Below are 13,749 nucleotides of genomic sequence, written 5' to 3'. Positions count from 1 at the left end.
AATAGAATATCATGCTTTACTGTGCTCTGTATAGCCTCCTGCTACGCCCGGCTGGCCACGGCGGCGCGGATATCGGCCGGCGAGTCGCGGGGAATAGCGGCTAACAGCTGCCGGGTGTACTCGTGCTGGGGGTTGGCGTAGATGTTGGCGGCGGGGCCGCTTTCCACGATTTGGCCCTGGCGCATCACCAACAGCCGGTCGCTCATAAACCGGGCCACCGAGAGGTCGTGGGTGATGAATAGATAAGTGATGCCGAACTCGCGTTTGAGGTCGTTGAGCAAGTTGAGCACCTGCGCCTGCACCGATACATCGAGGGCCGAAACCGACTCGTCGCAGATGATGCACTTGGGCTGCAGGGCTAAGGCGCGGGCAATGCAGATGCGCTGGCGCTGGCCACCGCTGAACTCATGCGGGTAGCGCATGAAGTGCTCCTCGCGCAGGCCCACCGTGCGCAGCAGCTCCAGCACCCTGGCTTTTTGCTGCTCACCGCTGCCGCCTACTCCGTGTACTCGCATGGGCTCCCAGATAGCCTCGCCCACCGTCAGCATGGGGTTGAGGGCGGCGTAGGGGTCCTGGAACACCATCTGGAAATCGCGCCGCCGCCGCCGCAGGGCTTCAGCTGGTAGCTGGGCCCAATCGTCGCCCCCAAACAGGATGCGGCCGGCCGTTGGTTCCACCAGCCGTAGCAGCGCCCGGCCCAGCGTAGTCTTGCCGCAGCCAGATTCGCCCACCAGCCCCACGGTTTCGCCCGGGTAAATGGCGAAGCTCACCCCATCCACGGCCCGCACAAACTCCTGCTTCCGGCTGAAAAAGCCCTTGCGAATCGGGAAGTACACCTGCAGGTTTTCGACTTCCAGGAGCGGGCTGTTGGGGCCTGATGCCCCAGAGTTGAAACCCTGACCCACGGAGCGGGGCGTGGCCGGAGCAGCTGCCTCTACGGCTTCGCTTGCTGCTACATCTCCCCCACTCCCTATACCGTCGTTCTGCGACACGCTAACTAGTCCAGGGCTTGGGCCCAGGGACGCCTGGGGTGCCTGAGGTGTTAAGGTCATCTGCGAGGCCTCCGCCAGCGGGTCGATAGCGAGTGGCAGCGGCAGGCCCGATTCGGCCGAGGGGGCCGATTCGAGGCCGAAATGCGGGGTTTCGGGGCGTGAAACAGAATGTTCCACGGGAAACATTTTGGTGGTGTCGGCTCCGCTGGCAGGTAACGGTCCAGCTCCATCAGCCGTTTCAGCCTCAATTACTTGCGCAGTGGCGCTTCCAGTGGAAATAAAGCTCCCGTCGCCGTTTCCTGCATGAAATCGGCCACTACGGGAAGTTTTTTGCGGCCTACTGAAAGTTTTGGGCGGCAGGCCAACAGGCCCTTAGTGTAGGGGTGCTGGGGGTTGGTGAAGATGTCGAGCACCGTGCCCTGCTCCACCACCCGGCCGCGGTACATCACCAGAATCCGGTCGGCTATTTCGGCCACCACGCCCAGGTCGTGGGTGATGAAGATGACGGCCGTATTGTGTTCCCGGCGCAGCTCGTCGATGAGGCGCAGTACCTGCGCCTGCACGGTTACGTCGAGGGCCGTGGTGGGCTCGTCGGCAATGAGCAGGGCGGGGTTGCAGGCCATGGCCATGGCAATCATCACGCGCTGCTTCTGGCCGCCGCTGATTTCGTGGGGGTAGCTGGCGAATATCTTCTCGGGCCGGGGCAGGCGGGCCATCGTGAACAGTTCCACGGTGCGGGCGTGGGCCTCTTTTTCGCTCAGGCTGGTGTGCAGCCGCAGGGCCTCCACCACCTGGGGGCCGCAGTGGTACACGGGGTTTAGCGAGGTCATGGGCTCCTGAAAAATCATCCCGATGTCGTTGCCGCGCACCTGCCGCAGCTGCGCGTCGGTGAGTTGCAGCAGGTCTACCTCGCCCAGCGCCTCCGACTGAAACCGCGCCTCTCCCGACGCAATCCGGCCGGGCGGCATCGGTACCAGTCCCATCAGTGCCAGCGACGTCACCGACTTACCCGAGCCCGATTCGCCCACGATGGCCAGCGTCTCGCCCCGGTGCAAATCAAACGAAATGCCCTCCACGGCCCGCGTATTGCCGCGGTGGCTGTGAAAGTCGATGGTCAGGTCGCGGACGGAGAGTATGGGAGCGGGCATGTGGTAAAGATAATGGGCGCAACACGGCTTAGTCCGCTACGCAAACGCCCCCCATGAGGCGGGCCGTGGAACTGTCAACTGTCAACTGACACTTACGCCACTTCCGGCGCCTCGGCGTCGCGGCGGGCCTGGGCGGCTTCTTTGGCGGCGCGCTCTTCAGCCTCGGCGGCCTCGAAATGCTCGCCGTAGAAGCGGTTCTGAAACAGCAGAATCAGGGCTACACCCACGAAAATGGCGGCGTCGGCAATGTTGAAGATGGGCCAGAGCGAGAGGTGCGCACCACCCACCAGCGGCCAGGTAGAGGGCAGAATGCCTTCGTAGATGTCCACGTAGAGCATATCAATTACCTGCCCGTGCAGCCAGGGCGTGGAGGCTCCGAAAGGCGCGTTATCATAGATGACGCCGTAGAAAATGGAGTCGACCAAGTTGCCGATGGCGCCTCCCAGAATCAGGGCGATGCAAATCATGAGAGCATTGGGCGCGTGCTGCTTCCAGAGGCGGTAAATATAGTAGCTGATGCCCGTTACGGCCACCAGCCGAAACAGCGTCAGCAGCGCCTTGCCGTAGGGCTCCGGCAGCTCTACACCGAAAGCCATGCCCGGATTGAGCGTGTAGTGCAGCTTAAACCAGTCGCCAAACACGGGAATTTCGCCGCCCATACCCATGGGCATATAGCGGTGCACGGCCCATTTCGAGAGCTGGTCTATGACGATGACGAGTAGCGCCACGAGGTAGTATTTCCAGTACTTCATTCAGGAGAAGTGAGCGGTTAAAAGTGAGAAACGGGGTACGGTGCTGACAGGCTGTCAGCTTAACGCCTCGTTCCCTCTCGTAGCACAAAGGGACGAAGATTTTTAGACTTGGTCCCGTGGCCATGAAGCCCGACTGTTTGCCGGGCAGTATATGTACTGATGGTCGGTTTGTGCCCTTTTGAGCCCGATTTCGGGGCCGGCTCAACGCTTTGTGCGCCGGTGTGCCAACCGCCGGTTTGGAGCCGGCGTTGGCAACTCAGCCTCAGGCAGTTGCCACCTGCAGCTGGACGGGTACCGAAAACTCGTCGAATTCGAGCACCGTGTCGCCGCTGATTTCGGGGGCGAAGTCGAGGGTAAGAGCCTGGATTTCAGCTTTGATGTAGTCGCCGAAGCTTTGCACGGCAGCTTCCAGCTCAGGCTGCTGGCCCAGCGTCACGTTCACCTTGTCCTGTACTTCCAGGCCGCTGTCTTTGCGCAGGTTCTGGAGGCGATTCACCAGCTCGCGGGCCACGCCTTCGCGGCGCAGCTCATCGGTCAGGGTCACGTCGAGGGCCACCGTGAGGGGGCCGTCGGTGGCCACGAGCCAGCCGGGCAGGTCATCGGTGCGGATTTCCACGTCGTCGGGGGCCAGGGTGTAGGTTTCGCCGTCGATTTCCACCGTCAGGCTTCCCTCCTTCTCCAGCTGGCTGATTTCCGCCGCCGTCATCTGCTGGATGCGGGCGCCCACGGCTTTCAGCTTGGCCCCGTACTGCTGGCCTAGGCGTTTGAAGTTGGGCTTCACCGACTTCACCAGCACGCCGCTGGTGTCGTCGAGAAACTCCACGTGCTTCACGTTCACCTCGGCGCAAATCAGGTCCTCGACCTTGCCCACCTGCTCGCGGGTGCGGTCGTTGAGCACCGGCACCAGAATGCGTTGCAGCGGCTGGCGCACCTTCAGCACCGACTTCTTGCGGAGCGAGTGGGTGAGCGAGGAAATCCGCTGGGCCAGCTCCATCCGCTCCTCCAGCGCCTTGTCAATGCGGGCCTCATCGGCCTGCACGAGCAGCGTTAGGTGGATGGATTCGGCCTTATCGGCGGCTTGGTTGTCGGTATTCAGGTTCTGGTAGAGCCACTCGGCGAAGAAGGGCGCGATGGGCGACATGAGCTGGGCCACCACTTCGAGGCACTCCTGCAGCGTTTCGTAGGCAGCGCGCTTATCGGTGGTCAGCTCGCCCTTCCAGAACCGCCGGCGCGAGAGGCGCACGTGCCAGTTGGAGAGCTGGTCGGTAACGAAATCCTGGATGGCGCGGGCGGCCTTGGTGGGGTCGTAGGCGTCGTAGTGGCCGCGTACTTCGAGGATGAGCGACTGGAGCTTGCTCAGAATCCAGCGGTCCAGCTCGCCCAGTTCGGCGTGCGGCACCCGCGGTTTTTGGCCCGGATGGAAGCCGTCGAGGTTGGCGTAGAGGGCGTAGAACGAGTAAGTGTTGAATAGCGTGCCGAAGAAACGGCGCTGCACCTCCGTGATGCCGGCCACGTCGAACTTGAGGTTGTCCCAGGGCTGGGCGTTGGCAATCATGTACCAGCGCGTGGCATCGGGGCCGTACTGGCTGATGGTGGCAAACGGGTCGACGGCGTTGCCGAGGCGCTTGCTCATCTTGTTGCCGTTCTTATCGAGCACGAGGCCGTTGGCCATCACGTTCTTGAAGGCCACTGAGTCTTCCAGCATCACGGCCAGCGCGTGCAGCGTGAAGAACCAGCCGCGGGTCTGGTCCACGCCTTCGGCAATGAAATCGGCCGGGAAATTCTGGTGGAACTTCTCGCTGTTTTCGAGCGGATAGTGCCACTGAGCATAGGGCATGGCCCCGGAATCGAACCACACGTCGATGAGGTCAGGCTCCCGATACATGGGCTGGCCGCTGGGGCTCAGCAGGAAAATATCGTCCACGTAGGGCCGGTGCAGGTCCACCTTTTCGCCGTTGGCGTAGGGGTTATGGGTCATGATTTCGGCCGTTACGGCCTTGTCAATCTCCTGCTTCATCTCCTCAATCGAGCCGATGCAGATTTCCTCGGTGCCGTCCTGGGTGCGCCAGATGGGCAGCGGCGTGCCCCAGTAGCGCGAGCGACTCAGGTTCCAGTCGACCAGGTTTTCGAGCCAGTTGCCGAAGCGGCCGATACCAGTGCTGGCGGGCTGCCAGTTGATGGTTTTGTTGAGCTCGATGAGCCGGTCTTTCACCGCCGTGGTCTTGATGAACCAGGAGTCGAGCGGGTAGTAGAGCACGGGCTTGTCGGTGCGCCAGCAGTGCGGGTAGGTGTGCTCGTACTTCTCCACTTTGAAGGCCGTGCCGTCGCCTTTCATGCGGATGGCAATGCTTTCGTCGAGCGTTTTGTAGTCGGCCCCGCTCTGGTCGTGGTCGTCGTAGTTCTTCACCCAACGGCCGCCAAATTCGCCCATCTGGGCCACGTAGCGGCCAGTACGGTCCACAATCGGACCGAGCTTACCCTCGGCATCAGCCAGCAGCAAAGCAGGAATACCGTTCTGCTGGGCCACCCGGAAGTCGTCGGCGCCAAACGTTGGCGAGATATGTACGATGCCGGTACCGTCCTCGGTAGTCACGAAGTCGCCGGGAATCACGCGGAAGGCATTTTCCTCGCCCTCGAAAGCCGGATAGCCGGTGGCGTGGCCGAAGAGCCGTTCGTACTTAATGCCGACGAGTTCGGAGCCTTTGAAGGTGTTTTCAATGCGCCAGGGCAATACTTTATCGCCGGATTTGAAGTCCTCAAACGACGCCTCTTTGCCCTTCTCGGTGAAGTATTTACCCACCAGCGCCTCTGCCAGCACCACCCGAATAGGCGTGCCGGTATAGGGGTTGAACGTGCGCACCAGCGCGTAAGGAATGTTCTTGCCCACGGCCAGACCGGTGTTGGCTGGCAGCGTCCAGGGTGTCGTCGTCCAGGCCAAAATGTGGAGCGGAACAGCGTCATCAGCCGCGAAGAGCTTCTCCGAAGTCGCATCCTGCACCACCTTGAACTGGGCCACGACGGTCGTGTCCATCACGTCGCGGTAGGTGCCGGGCTGGTTCAGCTCGTGCGACGACAGGCCGGTGCCGGCCGCCGGCGAGTAGGGTTGGATGGTGTAGCCTTTGTAGAGAAAACCTTTGTCGTAGAGCTTCTTGAGCAGCGCCCAGCAGCTTTCGATGTACTCGGGCTCGAAGGTGATGTAGGGGTCGTCGAGGTCCACCCAGTAGCCCATCTTCTCGGTCAGGTCGTCCCACTGGGCCTTGAAGCGCATGACGGTTTCGCGGCAGCGCTGGTTGTACTTCTCAATGCTGATTTTCTTGCCGATGTCCTCCTTGGTGATGCCCAACTCCTTTTCCACCTGCAGCTCGATGGGCAGGCCGTGGGTGTCCCAGCCGCCCTTGCGGGGCACCTGCTTGCCGAGCAGCGTTTGGTAGCGGCAGAAGATGTCCTTCACCGTCCGGGCCATCACGTGGTGGATGCCGGGCGCGCCGTTGGCCGAGGGCGGACCCTCGTAGAACACGAACGTGGGCTGGCCTTCGCGGCTGCTCACGCTCTTTTCAAAGATGTGGTTCTGCTTCCACCACGCCAGGATATCGGTGCCAACCTGGCCATAATTGAGCGGCTGCTTGTATTCGGGGTAGGACATTTTGTTGGTAAGTATTTCCAGCCTCCTCACGGTCGCCTCACCCCCTAGCCCCCTCTCCGAAAAAGGAGAGGGGGAACTAGAAGTAGATGCAACGGGCTAGAATTTAGATTCGAATTCAATTTTTAGACTAGTTCCCCCTCTCCTTTTGGAGAGGGGGCTAGGGGGTGAGGTGACTAAAGGCTAGCTTTTATTGGGCTTCATCCGTCCCAAATCCAGCTCCAGGTCGTCGTCCTCGGCGTGGTAGTTATCGTCGTAGTGGCGAATGCTGGACTGGTCGATGATATCCTCGTTGGTACCGTGCTCGAAGGTAACGAGCAGGCAGGGCAGCAGAATCAGGTTAGAGAAGTTGGTGATAAGCAGGCTGGCCGACATGAGCAGGCCCAGGGCTTTGGTGCCGCCGAACTCCGAGAAGGCAAACACCGAAAAGCCCAGAAACAGCACGATGCTGGTGTAAATCATGCTCGTGCCGGCCTCGCTCAGCGTGGTGCTGATGGCGGCTCGCACCCGGCGGCCGTTGCTGGCCATTTCCTGCCGGAACTTGGCCAGCAGGTGGATGGAGTTGTCGCCATCGATACCCAGCGCGATGCTGAAAATGAGGGCGGTGCTGGGCTTGAGTGGGATGCCGAAATAGCCCATAATGCCGCCCGTGAGCAGCAGGGTGAAGAAGTTGGGCAACAGCGCGAAGAACACCGTCCGGAAGGAGCGGAAGAGAATCAGCACCACCAGGCCCACCAGGATAAACGCGTGCAGCAGGCTGTTTTTGAGCGTCCCAATCAGGAACTCGTTGCCCTTGGTGAAGATGATGGTGGTGCCGGTGAGGCGGGCGGTGAGGTCGGTGTCCTTGAAAATCTTGTCAATCTGGGGCCGAATCTGGTTGGTGAGCAGCGTGTCGAGGTTCTGCGAACCGATGTCAGCAATTTTGAGCGAGATGCGGGCCTCCCGCATGGTGCTGTCGGTGAACGAGCGGAGCAGCTTGCCGGTAAGGTTGCCCTCGGCGCCGGGCTGCTTCTGCGAGCGGGCCAGGTAGCTGAAGATGTAGTTCTTCTCGGAGTTGTCGGGCAGGCGGTAGAACTCGGGGCTGCCGTTATAAAAGGCTTGGTTGGAGGCCTTCAGAGCGGTTACCACGCTCACCGGGCTCGTGAGAACCGGCAGGGTGCGCAGGTAGTTTTCGAGCCGGTCGATGCGCTCCAGGTTCTTGAGTTTCAGCAGGCCTTTCGCCTTGCCGGTGTCTACCACAATTTCCAGCGGCATTACGCCATTAAAGTGCTGCTCGAAGAACTTGAGGTCGGAATTCACCGACGAATCTTTGGGCAAATCGTCGACCATATACGATACCGACTTCACCTTGCTCACCCCCACGCCCGCCAGCACGGCCAGCGCCAGGGCCGTCAGGTACACCGTGCGGCGGCGCTCCAGCACCAGGTAATCGAAAAACTCCAGCAGCTTGATGAGCGGCTTGGCCTCCAGGTGCTCCAGCTGCTTGGTGGTGGGCGGCGGCAGAATGGTGAAGATGATGGGCATCAAAATAAACGACACCAGAAAGGCGACGTAGATATTGATGGTGGCCACCAGCCCGAACTGGAACAGAATGGCAATGTTGGTGAAGCAGAACACCACAAAGCCGATGGCCGTGGTGGTGTTATTCATCAGCGTAACGAGGCCGATTTTGCGCACCACCCGCGTCATGGCCAGCACCTGGTTGCCCGATTTGCGGTAGTCGTAGTGGTAGCGGCTGAGCAGGTAAGTGCAGTTAGGAATGCCGATAACGATGATGATGCTCGGAATCAGGCCCGTGAGCAGGTTGATTTTGTAGCCCATCAGCACCATGCTCCCGATGCACCAGGTCACCACAATCAGCACAATCAGCAGCGGAAACACCACCGCCGACCACGTCCGGAAGAACATGAACAGCGTCAGGGCCATCATCACGATGGTCAGGCCCACGAATAGCTTCATTTCTGAAGCCACTTTGGTGGTCATGGTGGCCCGCACGTAGGGCAGGCCGGCGTAGTGCAGCCGGATCTGGGCGTCCTTCTCGAAGCGGTGGGCGTGGCCCAGGATTTCAGCCATTACGGCCTCGCGCCGGCTCGAATTGAGGTATTTAGGGTCGATGGTAAGGGCCAGCAGCGTGGCGCCAGTGGTGGGCGAAATCAGCTGGCCCTTATAAAACTGCTGCTCGTTCACCACCCGCATCAGCGAGTCGAGCTCGGCCTGGAAGCGGGGCGGGCCCTGAAAGATGGGCACGGCCCGGAAGGTGCGGTTGACGGTATCTTTTTCGAGCCGCGGCAGCCGCGTTACGCTCAGCACGCCGCTTACGCCCTCCACTTGGCTAAGCGTGTCGGTGAGTTGGTGCAGTTGGTTGAACTTGCCCAGTTCGTACACGGAGCTGTCCTGCATGCCGAGCACGAGCACGTTGCCGTCTTCGCCGAACTGGCGCTTGAACTGCTGGAAATACACCATGTCCGGATCGTCGGGTGCGACTACCTGGGCAAAATCGTAGGTCATTTCCACCTTGCGCGCCTGCCAGGCCATGAACACGGTAATAGCCGCCAGCAGCCCCACGAGCAGCCGACGATTCTTAATTACAAACAGGGCAAGATTCCGCCACATAGACCGTTAAAATGCAGCAAAGGTACGCAACCCGGTTCAGGTAGCGGGCGTTGGCCAGCCAGTAAGTGCCGGATGGCCAGCCGCTTCAGCCGAGAATTATTTTAGATAAAATATTTTTTATTTGAAATATATGAAACATTTTGCGCAGCAATTCTCGTAAACACAGCTTTTTCAGACGGTTGCAATCATCTTTAATTGCACTATCCTAATATTGTCTTGTTAATTTTAAACCAGCATGGTATTGTACCATTCGCCCGATACATCCCTCACCTTCGACGCTGATTCCGCAACGTTGCTGCTGAGCTACACGGCTACCGGCCTGTCGGTTTCATTTGGACAGGCCTACCAGCTGGCGCTGGAGGAAATGCTGGCCCAAAACATTGGCAGGCTGCTACTCGACCTCAAGCGCAATGCCCCCCCCACCGACGACCTGGAGGAGCTGCTGGCCCCGCTCGGCGAAGCCGTAGCCCGGCAGCCAGACCAGTCCCTGTTTATTGCCGCCCTCGTTTCAGAAGGCCAGTATCAGTATCAGATTGGCAATTCGCTGGCCTCCTCCTCCCTGCCGCCGGCCCAGGTCGAGTTCAACTACTTCACCTCCCGCCACGACGCCACCCAGTGGCTGAGCGAGAACTAAGCAACCCCTAGCGGGCCAAAAAGCCGCCGCCGGTCGCCCTGACTTCAGGATGACCGGCCGGCGGCTTTTTAGCCCATTAGGTGGTTTCAATATGAGTGGCAAAAACGCGCGTCAGCCTCACGCCGGGCTTCTCACTGGCCTGTAGTACGGCCGGCCACACTCGCTCCAGAAACTGCCACAAGTCGCGGCGGCGCATATTTCCAATGCAGAGCCGGATAACGTGCGGCGGCGCCTGCGCCGCGACCAATACTTCGTAATCCACATCTTTGGTGATAACAGTGAGGTTGTGTAAAACGGCATACTTCCACACTTGCTCATCGCTCCACGTAGGGTCAGGTACCGATTCGTAATCTGGCGTGTGCCAGATGGCAAAACGGTGCGGCAAATTGGCGTCGATTAAGTATTTGGCCATCTCGCTCCGAACTGCTTAGGCTTAGGCTGCGAAACTGATAAAATTCTGCCGGGCCAGATTCTCGGATGCGAATCGTAGGCAAGCCTGAATGTCGGCCATTTCCAAAAACGGATAGCTCTCCAACACATCCTGCGGTGAGTCGCCGGCAGCCAGAAACTCCAGCACCGTCTGCACCGTCAGGCGTAGCCCTCGGATGGTCGGCTTACCGCCGCACAGGTGCGGGTCGAGTGTAATTCGGTCGTGGATATACTGCATAGCTGACAAGAAGAAGGTCTGCCAAGATACAAAAAGGCCCCGTTCCTGTACTGGAACGGGGCCTTCATCTTGCGTTAGCGCAATGCTTACAGCTGCTCGAATATCCGTGAGAAGCTCACGGCCTCGCCAATGTAGCCGTGCAGCTCCGAGATGGGCATGCGGGTCTGCTCGCGCGAGTCGCGGTGGCGTACTGTTACCGTGTCATCCTCCAGCGTCTGGCCATCCACCACAATGCAGAAGGGCGTGCCGATGAGGTCCTGGCGGGTGTAGCGCTTGCCAATGGCGTCGCGCTCCTCCATAATCACCCGGAAGTCGTGGCGCAGGCTGTTGAAGATTTCGGTGGCCTTCTCGGGCATCCCGTCCTTCTTCACGAGCGGGAAGATGGCCGCTTTCACGGGCGCCACGGCTGGGTGCAGGCGCAACAGGGTGCGGGTTTTGGTCTGCTGCTGCTCGCCTTCGCCCTCCGTAATAGTTTCCTCCTGATAAGCCTGGCAGAGCGTGGCCAGGAACAGGCGGTCGGCGCCGGCTGAGGTTTCAACCACGAAGGGCACGTAGTTGCCGTAGGCCTTGCCGGTTTCGGGGTCGATGTCGGCGTCGAAGTACTGCTGCTTCTTTTTCGACAGGGCCTGGTGCTGGGTTAGGTCGAAGTCGCCACGGGAGTGGATGCCCTCGATTTCCTTGAAGCCAAACGGGAATTCGTACTCGATATCAACGGCGGCCTTGGCGTAATGGGCCAGCTTGTCGTGGTCGTGGAAGCGGAGCTTGTCGGCGGGCAGGCCCATTACTTCGTGCCAGCGGCGGCGCATGGTTTTCCAGTGCTCGTACCATTCGCCCTCGGTGCCGGGGCGCACGAAAAATTGCAGCTCCATCTGCTCGAATTCGCGCATCCGGAAGATGAACTGCCGGGCTATGATTTCGTTGCGGAAGGCCTTGCCAATCTGGGCAATGCCAAACGGCACCTTCTGGCGGGCTGACTTCTGCACGTTCAGGAAGTTGACAAAAATGCCCTGGGCCGTTTCGGGGCGCAGGTAAATCTGACTCGAATCTTCGGCCACCGCGCCAACCTGCGTGCTGAACATAAGGTTGAACTGGCGCACCTCGGTCCAGTTGCCGGTTTTGCTGACGGGGCAGACGATTTGCTCATCAATAATGAGCTGCTTGACACCGAGCAGGTCCTCGCTCGTCAGCAGGCGGCCCATTTCGGCCAGCAGGGTTTCGGCGCGGGCCAGCTCGCCGTTCTTCTCGTGCTCGGCGGCCCGGTCTTCGAGCAGCACGTCGGCGCGGTAGCGCTTCTTGCTGTCGAGGTTGTCAATCATGGGGTCCGAAAAGCCATCGACGTGGCCCGAAGCTTTCCAGGTGAGCGGGTGCATGAAAATGGCGGCATCCAGGCCCACCACGTTCTGGTGCAACTGGGTCATGGCCTTCCACCAGAGCTGCTTGAGGTTGTTTTTCAGCTCCACGCCGTTGGGGCCGTAGTCGTACACGGCGGCCAGGCCGTCATAAATTTCCGACGACTGAAATACGAAGCCGTACTCCTTAGCGTGCGACACGATGTTGGCCAGCGTGCCTTCGGTAGTGGCCGCGGCGGCGGGTTTGGGGGCGTTGCTCATGGCAGATGTAGGGTTGATGGAATGGTTGCTGCGGACGAAGCGCGCAACGACAGGCAAAAGTAGCCAAAGCCTTGTCCGTAACCGCAAGCCGGCGCAAAACAGGCTTTTCGGTGGTCCGGACGCAGGTTTCAACCCTTATCTGCCACCTTGCGTTTAGCGCTTCAGCCGGCTTCGCACTGGTGCGGTAACAATTTCATAATCTTGCGCTGCTTAAGGGTCAAAGTACCTTTGGGTTTTATTTTTCCCGATTTCTCATCCAACTCCTCCCCTATGTTCGGCTTAGAGCCTCATGTGCTGATGCTGCTGGTCTGTGCCTGGTAGCAGCCTGCGCTTTTGAATTCGTGAATGGCTTCCACGACACGGCCAACGCCGTGGCGACGGTCATCTACACGAATGCCTTGCGCCCTTGGGTGGCCGTTATCTGGTCGGCGTTCTGGAACTTCATCGGGGTGCTTACCGGCGGCGTAGCCGTGGCCATGGGCATCGTGTATTTGCTGCCCGTCGAGAGTCTGGTTGATCAGAACGTGTACCACGGCATTGCCATGGTAGGCGCGCTCATCATCGGCGCCATCATCTGGAACATCGGCACCTGGTACTACGGGCTGCCCTCCTCGTCTTCGCACGCGCTTATCGGCTCCATCCTAGGCGTGGGCATTGCCTATAGTTTCCTGCCCGGTGTGGTCAATTCGGGCGTAAACTGGGGCAAAGCGGGTGAAACCGGCATCGCCCTGCTCCTCGGTCCGGCCTTCGGTTTCACCCTGACTATTCTACTGATGTTTCTGCTACGGCGGGTGGTTAAGAACAAATCCATCTTCAAGGAGCCCCACAAGCATAAGCCACCACCGCTCTGGATCCGGCTGATTCTGGTAGTTACTTGTACGCTGGTCAGCTATTTTCACGGCTCGAACGACGGTCAGAAGGGTGTGGGCCTGATTATGCTCGTCCTCATCGGTATTGTGCCCACCTACTTCGCCCTCGACCACACCAAAAACCCGCTCGATATGCGCGAATCACTCGTGCGGGTAGAGCAGGTGATGAGCCGCGTAAACGTGGCCGAGCTCAGCCAGGAAGACCAGAAAATGGTAGCTGAAATACGGGTACAAACCAACGCACTGGACCGTATTTTCGAAGGTAAAACGCAGGTAGAACAGATTCCGGAATCTGACCGCTTCTATCTTCGCAAGGGTATTCTACTGGTTTCTAACCGCGCCAAAAAAATCCAAGACAGCGACAAAGTCCGCTTGAGCACCCGCGACCGGCAGACGCTCGACGATGGGTTGAAAGGACTCAAGTCGTTCACCGATTACGCCCCCACCTGGGTATTTATCATCGTGTCGCTGTCGTTGGGCGTGGGCACGATGGTGGGCTGGCAGCGCATCGTGAAAACCATTGGCGAGCGAATTGGCAAGGAGCATCTGAGCTACGCCCAGGGCGCATCGTCGGAGCTGATTACGGCCTCCATGATTGGCATTAGCTCGGCGCTGGGCTTTGCCGCTTCTACCACCCACGTGCTCACCTCGTCTATTGCGGGCAGCATGGTGGCCAGCAGGGGCGTGAAAAACGTGAACCCCGTGATGGTGCGCAATATTGCCCTGGCCTGGGTGCTCACGCTGCCCGTGACCATGACGCTGTCGGGCCTCCTGTTCCTGCTGTTCCGCGCCATCCTGCCGGGCTAATCTGCTTAGCAGCATCC

General features: G+C 59.7%; 8 protein-coding genes and 1 pseudogene. 2 read left to right on the top strand and 7 right to left on the bottom strand.

Annotated elements, in window-relative coordinates; all coding sequences use genetic code 11:
* Positions 1 to 41: 41 nt before the first annotated feature.
* From D0N36_RS20345 to D0N36_RS14680, 4 genes and pseudogenes are all read right to left on the bottom strand, one after another.
* Positions 42 to 2,140 (bottom strand): annotated as a pseudogene (locus D0N36_RS20345) (ABC transporter ATP-binding protein).
* A 92-nt stretch (positions 2,141 to 2,232) separates the two neighbouring features.
* A complete protein-coding gene (locus D0N36_RS14690) occupies positions 2,233 to 2,892 on the bottom strand; it encodes a lipoprotein signal peptidase (RefSeq protein WP_116942610.1) in 660 nt (219 codons plus the stop codon).
* 262 nt (positions 2,893 to 3,154) lie between these two features.
* Entirely contained in the window at positions 3,155 to 6,535 is a 3,381-nt protein-coding gene (gene ileS / locus D0N36_RS14685) for an isoleucine--tRNA ligase (protein WP_116942609.1), read from the bottom strand.
* A 180-nt stretch (positions 6,536 to 6,715) separates the two neighbouring features.
* Positions 6,716 to 9,145 (bottom strand): efflux RND transporter permease subunit, encoded by a 2,430-nt coding sequence (locus tag D0N36_RS14680; RefSeq protein WP_116942608.1) that lies wholly within the window; start codon positions 9,143 to 9,145, stop codon positions 6,716 to 6,718.
* A gap of 235 nt (positions 9,146 to 9,380) precedes the next feature.
* Between D0N36_RS14680 and D0N36_RS14675 the strand changes: the two genes are divergently transcribed.
* Positions 9,381 to 9,779, top strand: coding sequence for a hypothetical protein (locus D0N36_RS14675; protein ID WP_116942607.1), 399 nt, complete (start codon positions 9,381 to 9,383; stop codon positions 9,777 to 9,779).
* 76 nt (positions 9,780 to 9,855) lie between these two features.
* Here D0N36_RS14675 and D0N36_RS14670 read toward each other — a convergent pair whose 3' ends face one another.
* The 3 genes from D0N36_RS14670 to D0N36_RS14660 form a co-directional block, all read right to left on the bottom strand.
* Positions 9,856 to 10,191 (bottom strand): DUF5615 family PIN-like protein, encoded by a 336-nt coding sequence (locus D0N36_RS14670; protein WP_116942606.1) that lies wholly within the window; start codon positions 10,189 to 10,191, stop codon positions 9,856 to 9,858.
* 21 nt (positions 10,192 to 10,212) lie between these two features.
* Positions 10,213 to 10,446: a DUF433 domain-containing protein gene (locus tag D0N36_RS14665; RefSeq protein WP_116942605.1), complete on the bottom strand. Its 234-nt coding sequence runs from the start codon at positions 10,444 to 10,446 to the stop codon at positions 10,213 to 10,215.
* A gap of 86 nt (positions 10,447 to 10,532) precedes the next feature.
* Positions 10,533 to 12,056 carry a glycine--tRNA ligase gene (locus tag D0N36_RS14660; RefSeq protein ID WP_116942604.1) on the bottom strand — a complete coding sequence of 508 codons (1,524 nt, stop codon included), beginning with the start codon at positions 12,054 to 12,056 and terminating at the stop codon, positions 10,533 to 10,535.
* Between the two features lie 341 nt (positions 12,057 to 12,397).
* Here D0N36_RS14660 and D0N36_RS14655 point away from each other — a divergent pair, with 341 nt between their 5' ends.
* Entirely contained in the window at positions 12,398 to 13,732 is a 1,335-nt protein-coding gene (locus D0N36_RS14655; RefSeq protein ID WP_317191482.1) for an inorganic phosphate transporter, read from the top strand.
* Positions 13,733 to 13,749 lie beyond the last annotated feature (17 nt).

The organism is Hymenobacter lapidiphilus (assembly GCF_003417065.2).
GTDB lineage: Bacteria > Bacteroidota > Bacteroidia > Cytophagales > Hymenobacteraceae > Hymenobacter.
This window is presented reverse-complemented; position numbering and strand designations above follow the sequence as displayed.